The sequence below is a fragment of the Streptomyces sp. NPDC101110 genome, assembly GCF_044759525.1.
In the GTDB taxonomy this organism is placed as follows: domain Bacteria; phylum Actinomycetota; class Actinomycetes; order Streptomycetales; family Streptomycetaceae; genus Streptomyces.
In genome coordinates, this window is sequence record NZ_JBIVZM010000011.1 from 197753 (window position 1) to 222777 (window position 25025).

The 25025-nt window shown below is 72.4% G+C and carries 18 protein-coding genes; 13 read left to right on the forward strand and 5 right to left on the reverse strand.

Features of this window, described 5'->3' with window-relative positions; genetic code table 11:
* Positions 1-271: 271 nt before the first annotated feature.
* From ACIQU3_RS25515 to ACIQU3_RS25525, 3 genes are all read left to right on the forward strand, one after another.
* The gene (locus ACIQU3_RS25515) at positions 272-1003 is read left to right on the forward strand and encodes a hypothetical protein (RefSeq protein ID WP_403927886.1); all 732 of its coding nucleotides are present in this window, start codon (positions 272-274) and stop codon (positions 1001-1003) included.
* Between the two features lie 42 nt (positions 1004-1045).
* A complete protein-coding gene (locus ACIQU3_RS25520) occupies positions 1046-2650 on the forward strand; it encodes a peptide-N4-asparagine amidase (protein ID WP_403927889.1) in 1605 nt (534 codons plus the stop codon).
* A 174-nt stretch (positions 2651-2824) separates the two neighbouring features.
* The gene (locus tag ACIQU3_RS25525; protein WP_403927891.1) at positions 2825-4267 is read left to right on the forward strand and encodes a cation:dicarboxylate symporter family transporter; all 1443 of its coding nucleotides are present in this window, start codon (positions 2825-2827) and stop codon (positions 4265-4267) included.
* 78 nt (positions 4268-4345) lie between these two features.
* Here the strand turns inward: ACIQU3_RS25525 and ACIQU3_RS25530 are convergent, their stop codons facing one another.
* On the reverse strand, positions 4346-4795 hold the full coding sequence (locus ACIQU3_RS25530) for a MarR family winged helix-turn-helix transcriptional regulator (RefSeq protein ID WP_403738427.1): 450 nt from the start codon (positions 4793-4795) through the stop codon (positions 4346-4348).
* Positions 4796-4881: 86 nt separating this feature from the next.
* Between ACIQU3_RS25530 and ACIQU3_RS25535 the strand changes: the two genes are divergently transcribed.
* Complete coding sequence (locus ACIQU3_RS25535; protein WP_403738430.1) at positions 4882-6684, forward strand: ABC transporter ATP-binding protein; 1803 nt, start codon at positions 4882-4884, stop codon at positions 6682-6684.
* Positions 6685-6727: 43 nt separating this feature from the next.
* Positions 6728-7573 carry an endolytic transglycosylase MltG gene (gene mltG / locus ACIQU3_RS25540; protein ID WP_403738433.1) on the forward strand — a complete coding sequence of 282 codons (846 nt, stop codon included), beginning with the start codon at positions 6728-6730 and terminating at the stop codon, positions 7571-7573.
* A 22-nt stretch (positions 7574-7595) separates the two neighbouring features.
* Here mltG and ACIQU3_RS25545 read toward each other — a convergent pair whose 3' ends face one another.
* Complete coding sequence (locus ACIQU3_RS25545) at positions 7596-8672, reverse strand: NAD(P)-binding domain-containing protein (protein WP_403927894.1); 1077 nt, start codon at positions 8670-8672, stop codon at positions 7596-7598.
* Between the two features lie 187 nt (positions 8673-8859).
* On the opposite strand from ACIQU3_RS25545, the gene ACIQU3_RS25550 reads away from it, so the two are divergent.
* The 7 genes from ACIQU3_RS25550 to ACIQU3_RS25580 all read left to right on the forward strand — a co-directional run bounded on the left by ACIQU3_RS25550 (position 8860) and on the right by ACIQU3_RS25580 (position 19183).
* Positions 8860-9282, forward strand: coding sequence for a YjbQ family protein (locus tag ACIQU3_RS25550; protein WP_361113931.1), 423 nt, complete (start codon positions 8860-8862; stop codon positions 9280-9282).
* Between the two features lie 210 nt (positions 9283-9492).
* The gene (locus ACIQU3_RS25555; RefSeq protein ID WP_403927896.1) at positions 9493-12432 is read left to right on the forward strand and encodes a SpoIIE family protein phosphatase; all 2940 of its coding nucleotides are present in this window, start codon (positions 9493-9495) and stop codon (positions 12430-12432) included.
* A 121-nt stretch (positions 12433-12553) separates the two neighbouring features.
* Positions 12554-14104, forward strand: coding sequence for a sugar ABC transporter ATP-binding protein (locus ACIQU3_RS25560; RefSeq protein WP_403927899.1), 1551 nt, complete (start codon positions 12554-12556; stop codon positions 14102-14104).
* Positions 14101-15159 carry an ABC transporter permease gene (locus ACIQU3_RS25565; RefSeq protein WP_403927901.1) on the forward strand — a complete coding sequence of 353 codons (1059 nt, stop codon included), beginning with the start codon at positions 14101-14103 and terminating at the stop codon, positions 15157-15159. The genes ACIQU3_RS25560 and ACIQU3_RS25565 overlap by 4 nt, the downstream gene beginning before the upstream one ends.
* A 45-nt stretch (positions 15160-15204) precedes the next feature.
* Complete coding sequence (locus ACIQU3_RS25570) at positions 15205-16368, forward strand: substrate-binding domain-containing protein (RefSeq protein ID WP_403927904.1); 1164 nt, start codon at positions 15205-15207, stop codon at positions 16366-16368.
* A gap of 175 nt (positions 16369-16543) precedes the next feature.
* A complete protein-coding gene (locus ACIQU3_RS25575) occupies positions 16544-17650 on the forward strand; it encodes an NAD(P)/FAD-dependent oxidoreductase (RefSeq protein ID WP_403927907.1) in 1107 nt (368 codons plus the stop codon).
* Between the two features lie 129 nt (positions 17651-17779).
* Complete coding sequence (locus ACIQU3_RS25580) at positions 17780-19183, forward strand: cytochrome (protein ID WP_403738463.1); 1404 nt, start codon at positions 17780-17782, stop codon at positions 19181-19183.
* Between the two features lie 273 nt (positions 19184-19456).
* On the opposite strand, the gene ACIQU3_RS25585 is transcribed toward ACIQU3_RS25580, so the two are convergent.
* Positions 19457-20062 (reverse strand): response regulator transcription factor, encoded by a 606-nt coding sequence (locus ACIQU3_RS25585; RefSeq protein ID WP_403738467.1) that lies wholly within the window; start codon positions 20060-20062, stop codon positions 19457-19459.
* A 257-nt stretch (positions 20063-20319) separates the two neighbouring features.
* Between ACIQU3_RS25585 and ACIQU3_RS25590 the strand changes: the two genes are divergently transcribed.
* Positions 20320-21804, forward strand: a complete 1485-nt coding sequence (locus ACIQU3_RS25590; protein ID WP_403738657.1) for an MFS transporter — start codon at positions 20320-20322, stop codon at positions 21802-21804.
* A 28-nt stretch (positions 21805-21832) separates the two neighbouring features.
* Here ACIQU3_RS25590 and ACIQU3_RS25595 read toward each other — a convergent pair whose 3' ends face one another.
* On the reverse strand, positions 21833-21985 hold the full coding sequence (locus ACIQU3_RS25595; protein ID WP_403927909.1) for a hypothetical protein: 153 nt from the start codon (positions 21983-21985) through the stop codon (positions 21833-21835).
* 90 nt (positions 21986-22075) lie between these two features.
* On the reverse strand, positions 22076-24982 hold the full coding sequence (locus ACIQU3_RS25600; RefSeq protein ID WP_403927912.1) for an ATP-binding protein: 2907 nt from the start codon (positions 24980-24982) through the stop codon (positions 22076-22078).
* Between the last annotated feature and the right edge of the window lie 43 nt (positions 24983-25025).

The following is a 25025-nucleotide window of genomic DNA, read 5'->3' on the forward strand; positions in this document are numbered from 1 at the left end:
GCAAACGGTTTTCCCTCCGCAGCAAGGAACCGGCCGCCCGCCGCCCGCAACCGGCCGGCACCGGGCCCAGACCGGCCGTTCCGCGTGCGCAGACGGCCGACACGTGGGCCCAGACCGGCCGTTCGGCGTGCGCAGACGGCCGACAACCGGACGCAGGCAGGCGTCCCGCGTGCGCAACCGGACTACAGCCAGGCGGGAACCGACCGTCCTGCCCGCGCAGCACGCCGTCCCGCGCCCGTCGTCACCCTGGGCGCGGTGCGACCATGGAGCGATGCACAGTGGTGGCGTACGACGAGCGGTGGCCGCGGCGGCGGTCCTCGCCTCTTTTCTGACGGCTCTGTCGGCCTGCGGCGGCGCGGAGGGCAGCGGCGGGGCGGACGCCGCCCGCCCGGCGCCCCGCACCCAGGCGGCCACGGCCGATCCGACCCGCATCCCCGGCGTCGGCGACCGGCTCCAGCGGCGGATCCCGTCCGGCTCCCGCCAGGTCGTCGCGGTCTACGGCGAGGGAAAGGACTCCGCCGACTCCACCGTCGTCCTGTACACCAAGCACGGATCGGCCTGGCAGCGGGAGCGCGGCTGGGCCGGGCACAACGGCAAGAAGGGCTGGACCACCGATCACCACGAGGATGACGACCGCAGCCCCGTGGGCGTGTTCACCCTCAGTGACGCCGGCGGTGTGCTGCCCGACCCGGGCTCCGGGCTCCCGTACACCCGCTCCGCCGCTTTCGCCGCCCCGCGCTGGTGGGCCAAGTCGCACTGGCACGACTTCGACTACGTCATCGCCATCGACTACAACCGCGTCAAAGGCACCCCGCCGAACGACCAGACCCGCCCCGAGGGCCAGAAGAAGGGCGGCGGGATCTGGCTGCACATGGACCACGGCAGCGGCACGTCGGCCTGTGTCAGCGTGCCCGAACCGGCGATGAGGTACCTGCTGCGCACGCTCGACCCGCGGCAGCGTCCCGTGGTGGTGATGGGGGACAGGGCGGACCTGGCGGCCTAGGCGCCGTTGCGCGGGTGGCCGGCTCCCCGTAGAACTCCGCCCATGAAGAGACGGATCGTCATGTCCATGCTCGCCGGGGCGACCCTCCTGGCGGGCACCCTCCTCGGGACCGGCCCGGCCGGTGCGGCGGACGGCCCGGCCCGGGCGGCCGGCGTCCCCGCCGAGTTCGGCACCGACTGGCACGACCCGGTCACGGCCGCCCCGCCGGTGGAAAAGCCCGCCGGAAAGTCCTGCGAAGTCACCCTCGCCCGGGCGCAGTTCCGCGACTTCACCCCCTACCGCGGCATGTACACCCCGCCCGGCGGTTGCGGCAGCCGATGGAGCAAGGTGGTGCTGCGGCTCGACGGCAAGGTCAAGGGCCGTCAGTACGACCGGCTCGGCTACCTCCGCGTCGGCGGCGTCGAGATCCTCCGGACGTCGACGCCGCAGCCGTCACCGGACGGCATCGAGTGGTCCGTGGAGAAGGACGTCACGCGTTACGCCGACACCTTCCGCACGAGCCGGGACGTCGAGATGCTCATCGGCAACGTCGTCGACGACACCTACACGGGCGTCCTCGACGTCGAGGTCACGCTGACGTTCCACCCGGGCCGCCCCGACGGTGCGCAACCCGATCGGGTCCTCACCCTCGACGCCGACTCGGCCCTCACCACCCCGCGCAACAGCGAGCGGATCCTCGCCGAGGTGTACGCGACCGGGTCCGGCGGCGGTTGTGAGGAGTACTGGTACCTCACGGTGCCCGAACCGGCGCCGTACTCCTGCAAGACCGGTCGAGGCCCCTACCGTGAGGTGCAGATCAGCGTCGACGGCCGGCTGGCCGGCATCGCCACCCCGTTCCCCACGGTATGGACGGGCGGCTGGTCCAACCCCTTCCTCTGGTACGTGATCCCGGGTCCGCGCGCCTTCGACGTCAGGCCCGTCACCTACGACCTCACCCCCTTCGCCGGGATCCTCAACGACGGCCGCCGGCACCGCGTCGAGGTCACGGTGGCCGGTGTGCCAGAGGGGCAGAGTGGCTGGAGCACACCCGTGAATGTCCTGGTCTGGCAGGACGAGCAGCGCGAGCGGGTCACCGGCAAGCTCACCGTGCACAAGGCGGGTGACCTCACCGACTCGTCGGTGTACACGCCCGGTTCGGAGCACGTGGTGGCCACCGAGGGCGCGCACCGGCTGACCGTCGGCGGTTACGTCGACACCTCCCGCGGCCGCGTGCGGACCACCGTCACCCGCTCACTGGCCGGCACCTCCACACACCGCTGGACCGACGGTGAGACGCGTGACGCCCTCGAAGCCACCTGGACGGACGACGAGACGGTGACCGTCGACGGCCGTAAAACACGCACCCGCCGGGCCTACACGATGGACGGCACGACCAGCCTCGGAGCGGGCGACCGGCTGCGCACCGTGCTGACCCTCGGCGACCGCGCCACGGTCGTCGGAACTCACGGAGGGCGGCCCACCACCTGGTCGCGGCTCGACCACTCGTACACCGGGGACGCGACCTACACGACGAACGTGCCGCGCGACCAGCGCCACGCGGTCGGCAGCACCAGCGAGCGCTATCGCCTGTACGGCCCGCGCGGCTGCTACGACCGCACCCTGACGACGGCTCAGGGCGTGCTCACGGAGGACCGCAACCGGTGCTGAAGTGACCAGTGGGGTGCGTGTGACGTGCGCCACTCGCGGCGCTTTTACTTGGCCGAAACGTTGCGGTCTTGTGCGCGATCAAGACAGCCTTCAGGGTGTCGGTAGCGGAATTGATATTCCGCATCACAGAAGCCCCCTCCGGCCTCTGTGCGCCCCGTCCCCCTAGGAGGCTTCGTGCCGCCGTCCGTACCGTCCCTCCCGCGACGCGTCGCACGCACTCTACGCACCTCGCTTTTCGCGCAGGTTTCCTGCGCGCTCGTCCTCGGAATCGTCGTCGGAAAGCTGTGGCCCGACACGGCCACGGCTTTCCAGCCGCTCGGCGACGGTTTCACCCGGCTCATCAAGACCGTGATCTCGCCGCTGGTGTTCTGTGTGGTCGTCGTCGGCATAGCCAAGGCCGGTGACCTGAAGGCCTTCGGCCGGATCGGGGTCAAGGCCCTCGTCTGGTTCGAGATCGCCTCCACGGCCGCCCTGGTCATCGGCCTCGTCGCCGCGAACGCCGTCGGCCCGGGCAGGGGCATGAACGTCGACCCCGCCTCGCTCGACGCCGCGGCGGTCGACGAGACCACGGGTGGCGGCCATCTGCCCACGACGACCGAGTTCGTCCTGAGCGCCCTCCCGCAGAGCTTCGTCGGCGCCTTCGCCGAGAACGAGTTGCTCCAAGTCCTCATCCTGGCCTGCCTGGTGGGCGCCGCCCTGCTGCACCTCGGGCACACCAAGGTGCCGAAGATCCTGCCCGCGATCGAGCAGGCCCAGGAGATCATCTTCGCCGTGGTCGGCTTCATCATGCGGCTGGCCCCGCTCGCGGTGTTCGGCGCGATGGCTCACCTGGTCGGCAACTACGGCCTGGGCGTGATGAAGACGTACGGCAAGCTCATCGTGCTCTGCTACGTGGCCGCGGCGCTGTTCGTCGCGCTGCTCGGCGTCGCCCTGAAGGCCGTCACCGGGCTCAGCCTCTGGAAGTTCCTGCGCTACATCCGCGAGGAGATGCTGCTCGCGCTCGGCACCGCGTCCACCGAGTCGGTCATGCCGCGTGTGATGCAGAAGCTGCGCCGGGCCGGCGCCCGCGACGACGCCGTGGGTCTGGTTCTCCCCACCGGCTACTCCTTCAACCTCGACGGCGCCTCCCTCTACCTGTCCATCGGCACGCTGTTCATCGCCCAGGCCGTGGGCGTGGACCTCGGTCTCGGCCAGCAGATCACCGTCGTCCTGGTGCTGATGCTGACCAGCAAGGGCATGGCGGGCATCCCCGGTTCGGCGTTCCTCGCCCTGTCCGCAACCGCCTCGTCCCTGGGGGCGATCCCCGCCGGCGCCGTCGCGCTGCTGCTCGGTGTGGACCGCATCATGGACTCGATGCGCGTGGTCACGAACCTGCTCGGCAACTGCGTCGCCGTTTTCGCCGTGTCCCGCTGGGAGGGTGCCCTGGACATCGACCGGGCCAAGCGGACACTCGACGGGGAGGACGTCGCGCCTCCGGACGACGATGAAGAGAAGAGTGACGGTGAACTGAAACGCCCGAACGACGAGTTCGACACCGAGGCTCTCGCGCCGGCCGTCCCGGCGCAGAAGCGCAAAGGACTCGAAGAGCTCAAGGAGCCCGCGCCCGAGTCCGGTTGAGGTGTCGGCGAAAGTGGGCCGTGGCCCTCGCTCCCGAGCAAGGGGCGACGGCCACGGCCCGCTTCGGGTTCCGGCCCGTCAGCAGGGCTGCGCAGGTGTCCCGTCGATCAGCGTGTTCAACAGGCCGCCGAGCGCCTCGCGCTGCTCTCCCGTCAGTGGAGCGAGGATCTCCTCAGCGGCCGACCTGCGTGCCGCCCGCAGCTCGCGCAGGGCGCCCCGGCCGTCGTCCGTCAGCTCGATGCGGATCACCCGCCGGTTGGCCGGGTCCGGGACCCGGCGGACCTTGCCGCTCGCCTCCAGGCCGTCGACCAGTGTCGTCACGGCGCGTGGCACCACCTCGAGGCGCTCCGCCAGATCGGCCATGCGCGGTGGCGAACCCCAGTGCGCGAGCGTGCGCAGCAGCCGGGACTGGGCCGGGGTGATGCCCAGCTCACGGTGCTCCAGATGCCGCTTCTGGATGCGGTGCACCCTGCGGGTGAGCCGCAGCAACTGCTCGGCGAGCAGACCGTCGGGGTCGGGCGTGGTCATGCGGGAACAATATCAGGATGCCGTTCATTGTGAGTATAGGTAACAATGAGCTGTGATCCGATCCGCCGCATCCCTCGTAGGAGCCCATGCATCCCGACCGTGAAGCCCCCTGGACCCCGCCGGCCGACTCGAAGGAGCAGCCCCGGCAGGTCCGCCGCATCCTCGGCCTCTTCCGCCCCTACCGGGGCCGTCTCGCGATCGTCGGCCTGCTGGTCGGCGCCGCGTCCCTGGTCTCGGTCGCCACGCCCTTCCTGCTGAAGGAGATCCTCGACGTCGCGATCCCCGAAGGACGCACGGGGCTGCTGAGCCTGCTCGCCCTGGGCATGATCCTCAGCGCGGTGCTCACCAGCGTCTTCGGGGTCCTGCAGACCCTGATCTCGACGACGGTCGGCCAGCGCGTCATGCACGATCTGCGCACCGCCGTCTACGGCCGGCTCCAGCGCATGTCCCTCGCCTTCTTCACGCGCACCCGCACGGGCGAGGTGCAGTCCCGCATCGCCAACGACATCGGCGGCATGCAGGCCACCGTCACCTCCACCGCGACCTCGCTGGTCTCCAACGTCACCAGCGTGGTCGCCACGATCGTCGCGATGATCGCCCTCGACTGGCGCCTGACGGTCGTCTCGCTGCTGTTGCTGCCGGTGTTCGTGTGGATCAGCCGCCGCGTCGGCAACGAACGCCGCAAGATCACCACCCAGCGCCAGAAGCAGATGGCCGCCATGGCCGCCACCGTCACCGAGTCGCTCTCCGTCAGCGGCATCCTGCTCGGCCGCACGATGGGCCGCTCGGACTCGCTGACCAAGTCCTTCGCCGAGGAGTCCGAGGAGCTCGTCGACCTGGAGGTCCGGTCGAACATGGCCGGGCGGTGGCGCATGGCCGTCATCACCATCGTCATGGCCGCCCTGCCCGCGGTCATCTACTGGACCGCCGGCATGGCCCTCCAACTGGGCGGTCCCGCGGTCTCCATCGGCACGATCGTCGCCTTCGTCTCGCTCCAGCAGGGCCTGTTCCGCCCGGCCGTGAGCCTGCTCTCGACGGGGGTGCAGATCCAGACCTCGCTCGCCCTCTTCCAGCGCATCTTCGAGTACCTCGACCTGCCGATCGACATCACCGAACGCCCCGACCCGGTCCGCCTCGACGGCATCAAGGGCGAGGTCCGCTTCGAGAACGTCTCCTTCGGCTACGACGGCAAGGACGGCCCGGTCCTCGACGGCATCGACCTCACCGTCCCGGCGGGCAGCAGCCTCGCCCTCGTCGGCTCCACCGGCGCCGGCAAGTCCACGCTCGGCTATCTGGTGCCCCGGCTCTACGACGTCACCGGCGGCCGCGTCACCCTCGACGGGACCGACGTCCGCGACCTGGACTTCGACACCCTGGCGCGCGCGGTCGGCGTCGTCTCGCAGGAGACCTACCTCTTCCATGCCTCGGTCGCCGACAACCTGCGCTTCGCCAAGCCGGACGCCACCGAGGAGGAGCTCCACCAGGCGGCGAAGGCGGCGCAGATCCACGACCACATCGCGGCCCTGCCCGACGGCTACGACACCGTCGTCGGAGAGCGGGGGCACCGCTTCTCCGGGGGTGAGAAGCAGCGACTGGCGATCGCCCGCACCATCCTGCGCGACCCGCCGGTCCTCATCCTCGACGAGGCCACCAGTGCGCTGGACACCCGGACCGAGGCCGCCGTCCAGGAAGCCATCGACGCCCTGTCGGCCAACCGCACCACCCTGACCATCGCCCACCGGCTGTCCACCGTGCGGGCGGCCGACCAGATCGTGGTCCTCGACTCGGGCCGCGCGGTCGAACGCGGCACGCACGAAGAGCTCCTGGAGGAGGGCGGCCGGTACGCGGCGCTGGTACGCCGGGACGCCCAACTGGAACCGACAAGATGAAAATATGCCGGGTTTGTGGCGATATGCGGGTTACCGTGCCCGCATGCAGAAGAACACTCCGCCACGGAGCGCGATTCGACTGACGCGCCGGGGCCGCATCGTCCTCGTCGCGACCGGAGCCGTCGTGGTCGGTACCGCCGTGGCGGTGCCGCTGCTGACCCTGGGCACCGAGGAAGAGAGCCGGCCCACGACCCTGGCCATTCCCGAGGGGTGGCGCGCGAGCCAGGTCTACGCGGCCGTCGACAAGGCCCTCGCCCTGCCCGCCGGCAGTACCAAGAAGTCCCTGGACAAGGCAGCGCTGAAACTGCCGAACGACGCCGAGGGGAATCCGGAGGGCTACCTCTTCCCGGCCACGTATCCGCTCCAGGAGAAGGCCACGCCGGAGAAGCTCCTGGCGCTGATGGTCGACACCGCGAACCAGAAGTTCAACGGCGCGCCCATCGCCGCCGGGGCGCAGCGCAACGCCATGAACGTGTACCAGGCCGTCACCATCGCGAGCATCGTCCAGGCGGAGGCGGCCACCAGGGCCGACATGGGCAAGGTGGCCCGGGTCATCTTCAACCGCCTCGAACGCGGCATGCCCCTGCAGATGGACTCCACCATCAACTACGCCCTCAACCGCTCCACGCTCCGCACGACGGAGAGCGACACCAGGATCGACAGCCCCTACAACTCGTACCAGCGCATGGGTCTGCCGCCCACGCCGATCGACAGCCCGGGCGAGGAGGCCATGCGCGCGGCCGTCAACCCGCCCGCGGGCGACTGGCTGTACTTCGTCACGGTCCGGCCGGGCGACACCCGCTTCACGGCGGACTACCGGGAACACCAGCGCAACGTCGCCGAGTTCAACGCCCACAGCAAGAAGAGCGGGGCGCCGGCCGCCGGGTGACCGCCCGGTGTCCGCGCCCGGGTCACGCCGCGGCCGGCTCCCGCTCCAGCAGTCGCCTGATGTCCCGTACGGCCGCGCGTCCGGCCCGGTTGGCTCCGATAGTGCTGGCCGAAGGGCCGTAGCCGAGGAGGTGGACGCGGGGGTCGGCCGCCGCGTGCGTGCCTTCCATGCGGATGCCGCCGCCGTGGGCGCGCAGCCGGAGCGGGGCGAGGTGGTCGAGGGCGGCGCGGAAGCCGGTGGCCCAGAGGATGACGTCGGCGTCGATGTGACGCCCGTCGGCCCACTCCACCCCGGTGGGCGTGACGCGGTCGAACATCGGCTGCCGATCGAGCACCCCGTCCTCGATGCCCTGCCGGATCGCGTCGTTGAGCGGCAGCCCGGTGACCGAGACGACGCTGCGGGGCGGCAGGCCCTGCCGTACCCGTTCCTCGACGAGCGCGACCGCCGCGCGGCCCGCCTCCTCGTCGAAGGGGCCCTCGCGGAAGACGGGCGGGCGCCGCGTCACCCAGGTCGTGGCCGCCGCGTACGAAGCGATCTCCAGCAGATGCTGGGTCCCCGAGGCGCCGCCGCCCACCACCACGACCCGCTGCCCGGCGAACTCCTCGGGCCCCGGGTACTGCGCGGTGTGCAACTGCCGCCCCCTGAAGGTCTCCTGGCCCGGATAGCGCGGCCAGAACGGCCGGTCCCAGGTGCCGGTCGCGTTGATCAGCGCCCGTGTCGACCACACACCGTCCGTGGTCCGGACGAGCAGGCGCCCGCCGGCCCCCTCCCGCACGGACCGCACGTCCACCGGGCGCCTGACCCGCAGGTCGAAGGTGCGCTCGTAGCGGTCGAAGTACTCGCCGATCACCTCGGCGGACGGCCGCCCCGGGTCCGCGTCCGTGAGTTCCATGCCCGGCAGCGCGTGCATCCCGTGCACCTTGCCGTACGTCAGCGACGGCCAGCGGAACTGCCAGGCGCCGCCCGGACCGGGGGAGTGGTCCAGCACGACGAAGTCGCGGTCCGGCTCGAAACCCGATCGCCGCAGGTGATATGCGGCGGCCAGACCTGCCTGACCCGCGCCTGTGACGACCACTTCGACCTCGCGTGTGTTGTTCACATTTCTACTAACCGCTGCGGAGCCGTGGATCTTCCCACGGCGGATCTTCCCACGGCGGATCTTCCCGTCGGGGTGGTGGCGTGGCCTTTCATGAACGCCACGCTGCTGGACACGTGGACGACGGCAGGAGGCGCGCCGACCCGGAGTCCGGCGCGGGGTGGCCCCGCGCGTGCGTCAGGATGGGGGCATGTCAGATGTCTTCACCACCCGAGTCCTGAACGTCAGCACCGGTGCCGCGGAGCGGGTCCTCGACATCACCGGCGACTGCGAGTCCTTCCTGCGTGAGGCGGCCGCCGGCCGTGACGGCCTCCTCAACGTCTTCGTTCCGCACGCGACGGCCGGCATCGCGGTCCTGGAGACCGGCGCGGGCAGCGACGACGACCTTCTGGCCGCGCTGCACACCCTGCTGCCCGCTGACGACCGCTGGCAGCACCGCCACGGCAGCCCGGGTCACGGCCGCGACCACGTGCTGCCCGCCATCGTCCCGCCGCACGCCACCCTGCCCGTGCTGGGCGGCCGGCTGGAGCTCGGCACCTGGCAGTCGGTGTGCCTGGTGGACACCAACAAGGACAACCCGGAACGCAAGGTGCGCCTGAGTTTCCTGGGGTGAGCGCGGCCGCGCCCCGCCCGGCCTTCGGCCGAGGACCCTGGACGCACCGCCCGGCCCTCCGGTGCCGGCCCCGCATGTCCCGCCCGGCCCTCCGGCGCCGGCCCGTATGCCCCGGCGTGCCGTGACGCCCGACCGTAATGCCCGTATCCTCATCAATGCCAGATTCTCTTCCCGAGCTGCGGATTTCCGCGGGCGAAGGTGAGGCGAAGCGTGGTTCGGTCCGGCGAGGAACCCAGGCCGACGGGGCGTGCGACGGATGGCACGGGACCCGCCAGTCTGCGCGAGCTCTTCCTCCAGGGCGAGCCCGTCGGGACGGGCGTGCGGACCTCCATCCTGAACTCGTGGCAGCGCTGCCGGTCCCTGGGGTTGTCACCGGACACCTTCGGCCTGCCCTACCGGGAGGACTTCGACCCGGACGGACGTATCGTCCGGGCCGCCGTGCCGGTGCTCGACCGGCTGCAGGCCACGTTCGCCGGCAGTCAGGTCAACATCTCGGTCGCCGATGCCAACGGGACGGTCCTGCTGCGCCGCTTCGGGGACCCGGCGATGACCCGGAGCCTCCCGGACCTCCAGGTCGTCCCGGGGTTCGTGTTCGCCGAGCAGGTCGCGGGCACCAACGGCATCGGGCTCGCCCTGGCGGAGCGGCAGCTCATCCGTGTCCACGGTGCCGAGCACTTCGCCGAGCGCTCCCAGCAGAACGCCTGCGTCGCGATGCCCGTGAGGGACCCGCTCAGCGGCCGCATCGAAGGTGTCCTGTGCCTCGGATATCCACGCACCTTCGACCGGCCCGCGCTGGGGGTCGCCATCCGCCGGGCCGCCGAGGGCATCGAACGGCGGCTCCTCGGGCAGAGCTCCGCGCGCGAACGGGCCCTGCTGCGGACGTACCTGGCCGCCGGGGCCGGGAACGCCGGTCGGTGCCGGGGCGTGGCGTTGGACGCCCTGGCGCACGCATTCCATCCCCGTGACCAGGCGATCCTCCAGGAGCGGGCCGCCGAGCTGATCGCCGGCGCGCAGCGCGGCGCCATCGAGGTGACCCTGCCCGACGGCCGGCGGGTGACGCTGGTGAGCCGCCCGGTGACGAGCGGCTCCGGTGTGCGGGGCATCGCCATCGAGGCCGTGCTGCCCGGCTTGCCCCCGGGGGAGCCGCTCGCCATACCGCACCAGACGGACGACCTGTCCGGCCTCACCGCCGCCGCGGTCCCGCTGTCCGCCGCGCGCCCGGCGCTCACCCTGCCGTCCCGGCACCTCGAGACTGCCCCCGCCCCGGCCGTGACGACCGGGGGAGAGGGCCCAGCGGCGGGACCCGGCGCAGCAGACGGGCAGGGCCTCACCGAGCCCGGTACCGCCGTCGCGGGCGTCGAGGTCCCGAGCGGTCCCGAGCGCGGCGGAGCCCTGGCGGCCGGTGGAGGCGGGCGCGCCGCGGGCGGGCGGTCCGAGGAGGCCGGTGCCGACCGGGGGCTGGTGATGCTCGGAGAGCCGCAGGTCGGGGCCTACGCCGTCGCGGCCCGTCGGCGTCTGGAGCTGCTGTCCGAGGCCAGCACCCGCATCGGTACCACCCTGGACGTGCGCCGCACCGCCGAGGAACTGGCGGAGACCGCGGTCCCCGGACTGGCCGACTTCGTCACCATCGACCTGCCCGACGCCGTGCTGCGCGGCGAGGAGCCCGCCGACCCGCTCGCCGACCTGCGTCGCACGGTGGTCCACGGCATCCGAGAGGACCTGCCCTTCACTCCGCCCGGCAAGCGCATCGACTTCGGCCCCGCCACGCCCCATCTGCGCTGCCTCGGCAGCCGCGAAGCCGTGCTGGAACCGGACCTGAAGGCCGCCGCGGGCTGGCTCGCCCAGGACCCCGAGCCGACCGCCCGTCTGCTGGCCCATGTCCACTCCCTCATCGCGGTGCCCCTGCTCGCCCGTGGTGTCGTCCTGGGCGTCGCCACCTTCTACCGCTCGGACGGCACCTTCGGCGACGACGACCGCTCCCTGGCCCAGGAACTCGCCTTCCGCGCGGCCCTTTCCATCGACAACGCCCGGCGCTACACCCACGAACGCACGATGGTCCTGGCCCTGCAGCGCCGGCTCCTCCCGCACGGCCTGCCCGACCAGGACGCCGTCGAGGTCGCCCACCGCTACCTGCCCGCCGAGTCGGACGTGGGCGGCGACTGGTACGACGTCATCCCCCTGTCCGGCGCGCGCGTCGGTCTCCTCGTCGGTGACGTCGTCGGCCACGGCATGCTCTCCGCGGCCACCATGGGCCGGCTGCGCACCGCGGCCCGCAGCTTCGCCGAGCTGGACTTCCCGCCGGACGAGGTCCTCACCCACCTGGACAACCTCGTGGGCCGCCTCGACCGGGAGGACCCCGACGGCAAGGGCGCCGGCGTCATCGGTGCGACCTGCCTCTACGCCGTCTACGACCCGGCGGAGCAGCGGTGCCTGATGGCCCGCGCCGGTCATCCGCCGCCCGCTCTCGTCCACCCCGACGGCACCGTCACCTATCCCGACCTGCCGGCCGGGCCGCCGCTCGGGCTCGGGGGCCTGCCCTTCGACGCAGTCGAGGTCGACCTTCCCGAGGGCAGCCAGCTCGTGCTGTACACCGACGGGCTCATCGAGGACCGGCACCGTGACGTCGACGCGGTCCTGGAGCAGCTGCGCGCGGCCCTGGCCCATCCCGAGCGCGCCCCGGAGGAGACCTGCCGGGCCGTCCTGGACACCGTGGCGCCCGCGCATCCGCACGACGACATCGCCCTGCTCGTCGCCCGCGTCCACGCCGTGGACCCCGGCCGCATCGCCACCTGGGAGCTGTCCGCCGACCCCGCCCTGGTCGGCGAGGTCCGGGCGTCCGCCGTGCGGTGGCTGTCCGGCTGGGGGCTCGACGAGACCGCGTTCGCGGCGGAGCTGATCCTCAGCGAGTTGATCACCAACGCGGTCCGGCACGGCGCCGAGCCCATCCGCGTGCGGCTCCTCTACGGCCGGACCCTGATCTGCGAGGTCTCCGACGCCAGCAACACCGCACCGCACCTGCGCCGTGCGGCCAGCACGGACGAGGGCGGGCGCGGTCTGTTCCTGGTCGCCCAGCTGTCGCAGAGCTGGGGCACCCGCTACCTGCCCGAGGGCAAGGTGATCTGGGCCGAGTGCGGGCTCGACGCGGCGTGAGGCGAGTCCCGGCCCGGTGGCCGGGAAGGCCCTTCCCCGGCGGTGCCGCAGGAGGCCGGTGCCGCAACAGGCTGGTGCCGCCACAGGCCGAGAAATGCCGGAAATGCTGTAATTTGATCGCGTGCGCGACGCTCCCGACACGCCCCCGGAGACGGCTTCACCCTTCGGGCCGGAACCCCTGGTCCGGATCCGCGGACTGAGTAAACGGTTCGGCGGTACCGTCGCGCTGGCCGGAGCCGACCTCGACGTCCACCCCGGCAGCGTCCTGGCCCTCCTCGGGCCCAACGGGGCCGGGAAGTCCACACTCATCAAGATCCTCGCCGGAGTCCACCACGCCGAAGCGGGGCAGGTCACCGTCGCCGGGGAGCCCCTGGGCAGCCCCGCCGCCACCCGGGCCATGTCGTTCATCCACCAGGACCTCGGTCTCGTGGAGTGGATGACGGTCGCGGAGAACATCGCCCTGACCACCGGGTACGGTCGCAGGTCGGGGCTGATCTCCTGGCGGCGCACCCGCGCGCGCTGCGCAGCGGCCCTGCGTGTCGTCGCCGCGCAGCTCGACCCCGACACGCCGGTCTCCGACCTCTCACCCGCCGACCACTCCCTGGTGGCGATCGCCCGGGCCCTGGCGGCACGCGCACGGCTCATCGTCCTCGACGAGCCGACCGCCCGCCTGCCCGCCGCGGACTGCGCCCGGCTCTTCCGCGTCCTGCACGACCTGCGCGACGGCGGACACGCGATCCTCTACGTCAGTCACCGCCTCGACGAGGTCTACCGCGTCGCCGACGCCTTCGCCGTCCTGCGCGACGGCCGGCTCGTCAGCCACGGCCGGCTCGCCGGTCACAGCCCCGAGCGACTGGTCCGCGACATCGTCGGCGAGACGTGCGAACCGGCCGCCCACCGGCCCCCTTCGACGGCGGACCGCGCTGCCCCCGTCCTGACCCTCGACGGCGTGCGCACCACCAGGGCCGGGCCCGTGAGCCTCGAACTCGTCGCCGGGGAGGTCCTCGGGCTGGTCGGCCTGTCCGACGCCGGACACATGGACCTCGGCCGCGCCCTCGCCGGAGCCCGCCCCCTCCTCGAGGGACGGGCCGTGCTGCACGGGCGGCCGTACCGGCCCCGCACCGTCGCGGAGGCCGTCGGCCGCGGAGTCGGTCTGGTGCCGGGTGACCGGCTGCGTGAGGGCTGCCTCGCCGAGCTGACCGTACGGGAGAACCTCCTGGCCAACCCGCGCGCGGGAGGCGGATCCGCGCCCCGCTGGATCGGGCCCCGCGGCGAACGCGCCCGGGCCGCCGCCCTGCTCGACCGCTTCTCGGTGCGCCCCCGCGACACCGAGACGCCCATCGCCACCCTGTCCGGCGGCAACCAGCAGAAGGTGGTGCTCGGCCGCTGGCTGCGGACGGACCTGCGGCTGCTGATCCTGGAGGAGCCGACCGCGAGCGTCGACGTCGGCGCGAAGGCCGCGATCCACCGCCTGCTCTACGAGGCGCTGGACGCGGGCCTCGCGGTGCTGCTGCTGTCCACCGACTTCGAGGAGGTGGCGAGCGTGTGCCGGCGCACGCTCGTCTTCGTGCGCGGAACCGTGACGGCCGAGTTGAGCGGCCCCGCCCTCACCGTCGCCGGACTGACCCGGGCGGCCTCGGCCCTGCCCCCGTCCCCGGCCGGGTACCCGTGACACCCCCGTCCCGGCCGCGGCGCCGGCCCGGCGGCCACCACATCGGCGCCTACGGCCTGCTCGCCCTCACCGCACTGCTCTACCTGGCCTTCTCCCTCGCCCTGCCGGACACCTTTCCCACGCTCGACACCCTCGACTCGATCCTCTCCAACCAGTCGATCCCGGCGGTGCTGGCACTCGCCGCGACGGTGCCCGTCGTCACCGGCGCGTTCGACCTCTCCATCGGCTACGGCCTCGGCCTGGCCCATGTGATGGTGCTGCAACTCGTCGTCAACGAGGCCTGGCCCTGGCCGCTCGCCTGCCTCACCGTGCTCGCCGGTGGGCTGGTCGTGGGAGTCCTCAACGGCGTCGTCGTCGAGTTCGGCCGGATCGACTCCTTCATCGCCACCCTCGGTACCGGCAGCATGATGTACGCCGTGACCGGCTGGATCACCGACGGCGGCCGGATCGTCCCCGGCCCGCAAGGTCTGCCACCCGCGTTCACCGACCTCTACGACTCCTCCTTCCTCGGCCTCCCGGTCCCCGCCTTCTACGTGCTCGCCCTCGCGGCCGTCCTCTGGCTGGTCCTGGAACGGCTGCCGCTCGGCCGGTACCTCTACGTCGTCGGGTCGAACCCGCGGGCCGCCGACCTCGTGGGCATCCCGACCCGCCGGTACACCGTCTACGCGTTCGCAGCCTCGGGCCTGATCGTCGGCTTCGCCGGTGTGCTGCTCGCCGCCCAGCAGCAGATCGGCAACCCGAGCGTCGGCCTCGACTACTTGCTGCCCGCCTTCGTGGGCGCCCTCCTCGGCTCCACGGCGATCAAACCCGGGCGGCCCAACGCCCTCGGCACCGTCGTCGCCGTCGCCGTCCTGGCCGTCGGCCTCACCGGCATCGCCCAGTTGGGCGCGGAGTTCTGGACGGTCCCGCTGTTCAACGGCGGGACCCTGCTCATCGCCGTGGGACTGGCCGGTTACGCCGCCCGCCGCCGGCTGAGCGGGGGCGCCGCGCGCGACACACCCGCCGCGTCGCCCCCGTCCTCTCCCGCACGCCAGGGCGGCACCGACCCGCCCTGACCCCCACGGCAGGTCCCGCCGCGTCGATCCCTCACTGGAGCTCCCGTGCACCACACCCGCAAGGCCACCCCCGCCGTGCGCACCGCGCGGCTCGCCTCGTGCGCCCTGCTGGCCACCGTCGCCGTCCTCACCGGCTGCGAACGCGGCTCCTCCGACGACGCGGACGAGACCACCACGGGCCCGAGCGGCTGCCCCGCCGTCCACGCCCGGGCCCGCGAAGCCGTCATCCGGGCGGAGCGGAACGACATCCCCTGGGGAGGGCCCACCGGCGGCCCGACCGCGGTGCCCGGCAAGAACCTCGTCTACGTCGCCCAGACCATGACGAACCCCGGTGTCGCGGGCGCGGCGAACGGAGTACGGGACGCAGCCCGAGCCATCGGGTGGGACGTCCGGGTGATCGACGGCGGCGGCACCCCGGCCGGCATCCAGGCGGCCATGAGCGAAGCCGTCTCCCTGCGACCCTCGGGCATCGTCATCGGCGGGTTCGACCCCGACTCGACGGCCCAGCAGACCGCCCGGGCCGCCGCACAGGGCATCCCGCTCATCGGCTGGCACGCGGTCCCCGACCCCGGTCCCAGCCGCCGGCCCGACCTCTTCACCAACGTCACCACCCGCGTCCGGGACGTGGCCCGCATCAGCGCACAGTGGATCATCTCGGACTCCGACGGCCGTGCCGGCGTCGTGCTCATCACCGATGCCTCGATCCCCTTCGCGCGGAACAAGTCCGACCTCATCCGCAAGGAACTGGCCGCCTGCCGGGGGGTCCGGCTGCTCTCGGTGGAGAACATCCCGATCCCCGACGCGAGCAGCCGTACCCCGCGGGAGATCTCCTCCCTGCTCTCCCGCTTCCAGGACCGCTGGACGCACTCCGTGGCCATCAACGACCTGTACTTCGCCGATGCCGCCCCCGCCTTCCGCGCCGCCGGCGAGAAGGGCTCCGGACCGCCGTTCAACATCGGGGCCGGCGACGGCGATCCGTCGGCCTTCCAGCGCGTCAACAGCAGGCAGTACCAGGCCGCGACCGTGCCCGAGCCGCTGTCCCTCCAGGGCTGGCAGATCGTCGACGAGTTCAACCGCGCTTTCTCGGGCCGTCCCGACAGCGGGTACGTGGCTCCCGTGCACATCGCCACCGCCCGCAACAGCCAAGGCGCCACCGCCTGGGATCCCTCGGGTTACCGGGAGGCCTACCGGAAGATCTGGGGGAAGTGACGGGCGGCCAGGCGCTGGTCCCCGCACGGAATCCCTTCACGGAACATGCACGGAACCTCGGGATCCCTTTAACTTTCAAGCGCTACTGTCGCGTCAGTCGAGTGGCCGCCGGGGGCCGACCGAGCGGGGCCGTCCGGCGGCCCTCGCTCCCCCCACCAGGTACAGGAGACTCGGTGTGTACGACGGCGACGTAGTGGTGATCGGCGGTGGCTACGCCGGTGTCCGGCTGGCCAGGCGGCTCGACGGAACGGCCCGGGTCACGCTGGTCGACCGCAAGGAGGTCTTCTTCCACCGCGTCGCCTCCCTGCGCGCCGGGGTGCGCCCCGAGTGGACCCACACGCCCTTCATCCCCTACGACCGGCTGCTGCGCCACGGCCGGGTGGTCACCGGCAAGGCGGTCCGCATCGACACCGCGGAGCGGCAGGTCGTCCTCGCCACCGGTGAACGCCTGCCGTACGACGTGGTCGTGATCGCCACCGGGGCCGACTACCCCGAGCCCGCCCGCTTCACCGGCACCACCACCGAGGAAGCGGCCAAGACGTTCGCCGAGCACCAGCGCACCATCGCCACGGCCGAGCACGTCCTGGTTGTCGGCGGCGGTCCCGGCGGAGTCGAACTCAGCGCCGAGATCCGCCTCGCCCGCCCCGACGCCCGGGTCACCCTCGCCCACTCCGGGTCCGCGCTGCTCGACTCCGCGGGCCTGGCCCGCCCGGGACGCAAGGCGCTGGCCTGGCTGGAGTCCCACGACGTCGAGGTGCGCCTCGACTCCTTCATGTCGCCCGGCACCGAATTCGGCACCTACCGCGACGCCCGCGGCACGATCGTCGAGGCCGACCTGTCCTTCTGGGCCACGGGCACCACCCCGAACACCCTCTGGCTGCGCCTGGCCGGACACGGCGACTGGCTCAACGGAGCCGGCCGCGTGAAGGTCGACCGGACGCTGCGGGTGGCAGGCCGAACGGACGTGTTCGCCGTAGGGGACGTGAACGACGTCAGCGAACTCAAGGTCACCCCGGCCGCTCTCGCCCAGGCCGACACGGCCGCCCACAACATCCGTGCCCATCTGCTCGGTTCGGGCAAGCACCGCAGGGAACCACGCCTCTACCGCCCGACCCGGCGCACTCCGCTCATCGTGCCCTTCGGACCCGCCGACGGACTGACCGTCCTGCCCGTGCCCGGTGGCGAGTCCGCCGTGCTCGGCAGCCGCACCACCACCCTGGCCAAGGCGAAGAGCCTTCTGACCCCCTATATGCGCCGTCAACTCGGTTACACCGCCGCCTGACCGGCGCCCGGCCGCCCCCGCCACCACCCCCGTCGTTACCGGCGAGTTCACGCTGGGGTAGGGTCCCCACCGTTTCGGCTACCGGCTGATGGTGTGCCGGTGCAGGGCGTGTCGGAGGGTGGCAAGAGGATGGAATCCCAGCGGGGTGGCGGCGGATCCGTGGACCTGGACGGCACGAGTCTGGAGGACCTCCGGCCCGAACCGCTGCTGACCAGGGACTACGAGACGCGTCCCGCGCTCGTCTACGAGCGGCTCCGGCAGCAGCACGGACCCGTCGCGCCGGTCGACCTGCTGGGGGTGCCGGCCTGGCTGGTCCTCGGCTACCGCGAGTCGCTCCAGGTGCTCCAGGACGACGACGGCTGGCCCAAGGGCCTGGAGAACTGGCGTGCCCGCACCGAGGGCAGGGTCCCCGCCGACTGGCCGCTCGGACCCTCCCTGGAGGTCAACCACATCCTGATCCAGGGCGGCCCCGGCTACCGGCCGCTGCGCACCGCCTGGGACGTCGCCCTCAAACCCTTCCAAGACCCCCGCCACCCCCAGGCCAAGCGCCTGAAGTCCGCCGTCACGGCCTACGCCGACGAACTGATCACCCTCGTCGGGCAGGGCGGCAGGACCGGGGTCGCGGATCTGTCCGCGCAGTTCTCCCGGCCGCTGCCGCTGATGGTGGCCAGCCATCTGCTGGGCTTCCCCGGCTCGCAGGGCGACGACGCGCTGATGGACATGTGGCGTGTGCTCGACGCCGGCCCGGACGCCGAGGCCGCGCTGGAGCGCCTGCTGGCGACCCTCGCCGAACTGGCCGCGCTCAAGCTGGAGAAGCCGGGCGACGACTTCCCCTCGTACCTGCTGGCCGCCCACCCGGACCTCTCGCTGGACCAACTCGCCCGCGAGCTGTTCATGCTGCTCGGCATGACGTCCGACCACGTCGGCATCCTCATCTCCAACACCGTCGTGGAGGTCATCTCGGGCGAAGGCAGCGTGCGCGCCAGCCTGTCCGCCGGGATGGTCAGGGAGAGCATGAACAGGGTGGTCATGCGCAAGCCGCCGCTGGTCAACTTCGTCCCGCGCTTCGCGGCCCGGGACACCCCCCTCGGCAACTACACCATCCGGGCCGGGGACCCGGTGTGGGTCTCCCCGGGCGCCGCCCACGCCGACCCGCTCTTCGCCGGCCACGTCGCCTCGGGCACCACCATCAGCACCCGTGCCCACCTCTCCTGGGGAGCGGGACCGCGCCAGTGCCCGGCCCGGGAGCTCGCCTCGACGGTCGCGGCGGCCGGAGTGGGACGCCTCTTCGAGCGGTTCGACCACCTCGACCTCGCCCTGCCGGCCGACCAACTGCCCTGGCGCTCCTCACCGTTCATGCGCGGCCTGCGCTCCCTGCCCGTGCGCTACGAACTCGCCTCCGCGCCGCCCCCGCGGCCGTGGACGGACGACCCCGCTCCCGGGGTGGCCGAAGAGGTCCTGCCCGACCCCTCCGCCCGGCAGCGCTCCTCGCTGTGGCGCTATCTGACGGGCCTCATCCGCGGTCCCCGCTGACATGCGGGGACCGGGCCGAATGCCTTTCCCGTAGGCGTTCCTCACGGGTGCCGGGTGACGCCTTCACACCGCACACGTGACAAACGGTACTGGTCGGCGGCGCTCCCGTGCTGCCATGCTCGTATCAGACCCGGGAAAGGGCGCGAGGGCCCACGGGGGCCGGGCAGGTACACCTCGATGACCTGCCCGGCCGTTTCCGTGTCAGGGGCCTTTTCCCCGTCTCCTTCTCCGTCACGGGCGGACCTGGGCGGGGGCTGGCCGGGGGAGTGAGGCTCAGACCCAGCCCGACTCCGTGGCGATCCGGATGGCGTCGATCCGATTGCGTCCGCCGGTCTTCCGCGTGATCGCCGACAGATGGTTGCGGACCGTCGCCGCGGACAGGAACAGCCGCTCGGCGATCTCCTGAGTGGGCGTCCCGCCGGCGGTCAGCCGCAGCACCTCCACCTCGCGCGGGGTCAGCGGGTTGGCTCCTGCGTCCAGCGCGGCCAGCGCGAACTCCGGGTCGACGAACCGCTGCCCCCGCACCAGTTTGCGGACACCGTGGACCAGCCGGTCCGGCGGGGCGTTGGTGCTGATGACGCCGGCCGCGCGCAGGTCGAGCATGCGGCGCAGCCGCTCAGGGGTCGTCGAGGCCATCATCAGCAGCATCCGGCACTCCGGCAGCCGGGTCCGCAGCTCGCCGCGGACGGCGACCTCCTCACCCTCCCTGGAGTCCACGCCGATCACCGCCACGTCCGGCCGGCACACCAGGGCACGCGCCAGCACGTCGCCGTTGCCCTCGGCCTCGGCGACGACCTCGATGTCGTCCTCCCGCGACAGCAGAGCGGCGAACGCTCCCCGCAGGAGACGAGTCCGCTCGACGAGAAGAACGCGGATCACGGTCGCTCCTCTCCGCCGTACGCGGCCCAGCGGGCCGCCTTGATCGGATTATCGCCGCACCCCGCCGACATTTCAGTTCGGGCCGTTTCGGCCCCGAACGGTCCCGCGCGAGCCGCCGCCCGGGACCGTTCGGTGATCGAGTGGTGGGGTGTGGGGGCGGGGCGTACCGTCGAACGGTGGATACCGCAGGCAGCAGCCCGCAGCCGGCTTCACCACAGGCGGCCACCACCGGGGAATCCGGTGGTGGCGGAAACGCGATGGCCCTGCTCGTCATCGCCTCGTGCCAGTTGATGGTGGTCCTCGACATCACCATCGTGAACATCGCGCTGCCGCACATCCAGAGTTCGCTGGAGTTCTCCACCACGAGCCTGTCCTGGGTGGTCAACGCCTACACCCTCACCTTCGGCGGTCTGCTGCTGCTCGGCGGCCGTGCCGGGGACATCCTCGGCCGGCGGCGCGTCTTCGTCTTCGGCGTACTGCTCTTCGTGCTCGCCTCCCTGCTCGGCGGATTCGCCCAGAACGCAGGCCAACTCCTCGGTGCCCGCGCTCTCCAGGGCGTCGGCGGCGCCATCGCCTCCCCGACCTCCCTCGCCCTGATCAGCACCACCTTCCGCGAGGGCCCGGAACGCAACCGCGCCTTCGGGGTGTTCGCCGCGGTCTCGGCGGGCGGCGGTGCGATCGGCCTGCTCGCCGGAGGCATGCTGGTGGAGTGGCTGAACTGGCGGTGGGTGCTGTTCGTCAACGTGCCCATCGGCCTGCTCATCGTGCTCGCCACACCGCGTTACATCAGGGAGTCCGAGCGGCATCCCGGGCGCTTCGACATCGCCGGCGCACTCACGTCCACCGCGGGCATGGTGCTGCTCGTCTACGGCTTCATCAGAGCCGCGCAGGACGGCTGGCGCGACGCCCTGACGCTCGCCTCGTTCGCCGGGGCGGTCGTGGTGCTCGCGGCCTTCATCATGATCGAGCGGCGTTCGAGACAGCCCATCACGCCGCTGCACATGTTCGCCGACCGCAACCGTGCCGGCACGTACGGCATCATGCTGTGCCTGGCCGCGGCCATCTTCGGCATGTTCTTCTTCCTCACGCTCTTCGTGCAGAACGTGCTCGGGTTCAGCCCGCTCTCGGCCGGACTGGCCTTCCTGCCGGTCAGCGCGGTCATCGCCGTCGGAGCCGGACTGGCCTCGCGCTTCCTGCCCGTCTACGGGCCCAAGCCGTTCATGGTGGTGGGCGCGATCCTGGCGGCGGCAGGCCTGGGTTGGCTCACCCTGACCGATGTTCACTCCACCTACGCGGGCAGCGTCCTCGGTCCGATGCTCGTCTTCAGTCTGGGCATGGGCATGGAGTTCGTGTCGCTGACCCTCATGGCGCTGTCCAACGTCCCCACCCCCGAGACCGGGGCGGCCTCCGGGCTCCTCAACGCCACCCAGCAGGTGGGCGGCTCCCTCGGCCTGTCGATCCTGGTCACGATGTACGGCACGGCCAGCACCAACGAGGCGGAGAAGCAGGTCCCGGACTTCCTCGGGCAGGCCACCCCGGCCGAACGCATCCGCTTCGAACGCACCGGGCAGCTGCCCAAACCCTGGTCCGACGAGATCCTCACCGCCGGTGTCTCGGCCGCCTTCATCATGGCCGCGATCTTCACCGCCGTGGCCGCACTGATCGCCCTGGTCGTCATCCAGGTCCGCCCTTCCGACCTGGAACGCCTCAAGGGCGGAGGAGCGGGCCCCGGCCCGATGTGAGGCCCGCCCCGGCCGCCTCGAAACCCCGCTACGAACCGATCCGCGCCGCGATGACCGGCGTCAGCCGGTCGGCCATGACCCGGTGTCCCCGGTCGTCGGGGTGCACCGAGCCCGTCAGGTCGCCCGGCCCCAGCCAGCCGGTCGTTTCGACGAAGGACACCCGGGCGTCCCCACCTGCCACGGCGGCCTTCACCGCGGCCTCGGTCTGCGGTACGAACCGACGTCGCGCCGGGAGTCGTCCGGCGGCCCGGGGTGCGGAGGGCCGTCCGGGTCACGGTCGCGGGAACGTCTCCAGTGCCGTGACCAGCCCCGCCGCGTCCGTGCCGATCTTGCGGTAGACGGACGAGAGCAGCTGGCGCACACCCTTCTCGGTGAGGCGCAGTTCCTCGGCCACGACCGCCGCGCTGTGGCCGTCCACCGTCATCTCGGCGGCCTTGCGCTCCTGTGCCGTGAGCGTGTCGGTCTGGGCGTAGCGCAGCGGCAGCGGCCGCAGCCCGGCGGCGGACAGTTCCCTTCTGGCCCGGGTGGCCAGGCCCTCCGCGCCGCAGTGCACGGCGCCTTCCAGACCCTGGTACAGGCGGTCGGCGGCCTGGTGCAGTCGGCCGTCGCGGGCCAGTGCGGCGCCGTGGCCGACCAGGGCACGGGCCAGTTCGTACGCGGCGGGCGACTGCTGCAGCTGATCGACGGCCTGCGCGTGCAGGTCGAGCCCCGCCTCACCGCCCGTCACCTCCGCCTGCGCGTGCAGAGCCTGGCCGATCGCGGAGGCCGCGCCGAAGTCCCGGGCCCGCTTCACCGCGTCCTGGGCGTGCCGCACCGCCCGGTCGGGAGCGGTGCGCGACAGGGCCGAGGCCAGTCCCAGCTGCCAAGGGCACCACGCGGGGTTGCGCCATTCCCGCCCCTCCAGCCACTCCCCGACATCGGTCAGGAGGTCCGCGGCCTCCTCGGCACGCCCCTCCGCCAGGAGCAGTTCGGCGTAGACCGTGCGCGGGTCGGGGTAGATGACGGCGTTCGGGATGACGTCGCCGTAGTGGTATCTGTCGGCCAGCCGCCGTGCCGCGACGACGCGGCCCCTGGCCAGCAGGGTCTGGATCAGGATGCCGATGGCGAACCACTGGGCGGGCACCGCGCCTTCCACCCGGTCGGCGATGCTCAGGCCCTCCCGCACCAGGTTCTCGGCCTCGGCCAGGCAGCCGCGACGGTAGCGGATGTACCCGGAGAGCGTCTGGCCGAGGGCCAGGTGGGAGCCGCGCCAGCCCTTCGACTCGCACTCGGCCATGCCCCTGGCGAACAGTTCCTCGGCCCGTCGCGGCTGGTCGCAGTACATGAACACCAGCGCGACCGAGACGGGTACCTCGAACCCGCGGTTCTCATGGGTCCAGCTCAGTCCGCCGCGCAGGGCCTTCTCGGCGTAGGCGAGGACCTTCTGCCGTGGCTCGCCGCACATCATCGCGTCCCAGGCGCGCGACCCGAGGATGTAGCGCTCCTCCGGACCGCGCCCGGTCAGCCGGTCGGCGAGCCGGGCCAGCCTGCGCGAACGGCCCGGCGAGTCGATCTCGTCGGTGCGGAACGCGCTCCACACGAAGTGGTCGGCCCGCATCCGCAGACGGATGCGGGGATGGGCGGCGGCCCGACGCGCCTCGTCCGCGGCCACTGTCGCGGCCTCCGCCATCCGGTCGGTGTGGGCCAGCGCCTGGGTCAGCCGGTACACCATCGAGGCCCGAAGCTCGGGGTCGATGCCCGGTTCCGCGAGCGCCTCCCGCAGATGCGTCACGGTCGCCGTCGGCTCGATGAGGAAGGTCGCGCAGGCCAGTTCGTGCAGCAGCACGGCGCGTTCCTCCGGCAGCGGTGGTTCCTGCAGAGCCCGGTTCAGCAGCCGTCGGGCCGCCTCCGGGGCACCGGAGTGCAGCGCCTCACGGGCGGCCTCCCGCAGACAGGCCACGGCCTCGGCGTTGCCTTCGCAGGGGACTTCCAGCAGGTGCCGGGCCGCGGCGGCGCAACCGAGACCGGCCGCCCGGACGGCTTCGGCTGCCGAGTTGTGCAGGCCCTCCCGCAGGCTCGGCCCGATGGAACGGTAGATCGTGGTGGCGATCAGCGGGTGAAGGAACTCCAGCGTCTCGCCGGCCGCCTCACCGTCGGCCAGGACGCGGGCGGTGCGCAGTTTCTCCGTGGCCTCTGCCGCCGCGGTGCCGCCGATCGCCGCGATGCGGGCGGCCAGTTCCGGCCGGACGGCCTGCCCGAGGACGGCTGCGGCGTAGGCGAAACGGACGGTGGTGGTGCCCAGTTGCTGGAGCCGCTCGAGCAGCCCGGGCCCCTTCACGGCGGCAGCCAGGTCGCGCATCGCGGGCAGGTCCTCGCTGGTGCCCCGCAGCTTGCGCTCGCCGAGCCGGATGGCGAGCTCCACGGCCTCGAACGGGCTCCCGCCGGTGATCTCCCAGCATTCCTCGCAGAACGCGTCCTCGGCTCCTTCGCCGACCTCGTCCCGGACGATCCGGGCCACGGCCGTGGAGCTGAGCGGCGCCAGTGCGAACGGACGGTTCCCCAGATCGGCGGAGGGTGATCCGAACGCCGCTGCCTCCAGGGGTAGTTCGTCCGGCCGGAAGGCCACGACGATCAGCAGCGACAGATCCACGGCCCGCGGCGCGAACGAGGCCAGCCAGGTCAGTGACTCGACGTCGGCCCAGTGCAGGTCGTCCAGGAGCAGCACCACGGGCGTCCGCGTCACCGCGAGACGCGTCATCACCCAGTCGAGACCGTCCCGGACCCCGGTCGGGTCCGGGACATGGCCGCTCGGCGTGGCGACCAGCCCGAGGGCGGCGGCGACGATGTCGTACCAGCCGCTCAGGAAGGCGCGGAGCCCGTCCTCGTCCATCGACGCCAGCGCGGGCTGGACGACCTGGCGCACCAGACGGAACGCCGGCTCCTGTTCCTTCTCGCCGCCCCGGCCCGACAGCACGGTGAACCCCTGCTCCCGGGCACGGGCGCGGGCCTCGTTCAGCAGGGAGGTCTTGCCCATCCCGGCCGGACCGGTGAAGGCGAGAAGCCCACCGCGCGGTGCCTGCGGCACACCGTCGACGGTGTCCCGCAGGCCCGCCAACGCCGAGTCGAGAGCCCGCAGCTCCTTGCGGCGCTCGAGCAACGGCCGGCTCTCGGGAGTGGGTTGCCGCAGCTCGTTCGCCATGTGCCGTACCGCTTCCTGTCGTCGGCCATCGGGAGGCAGCGCG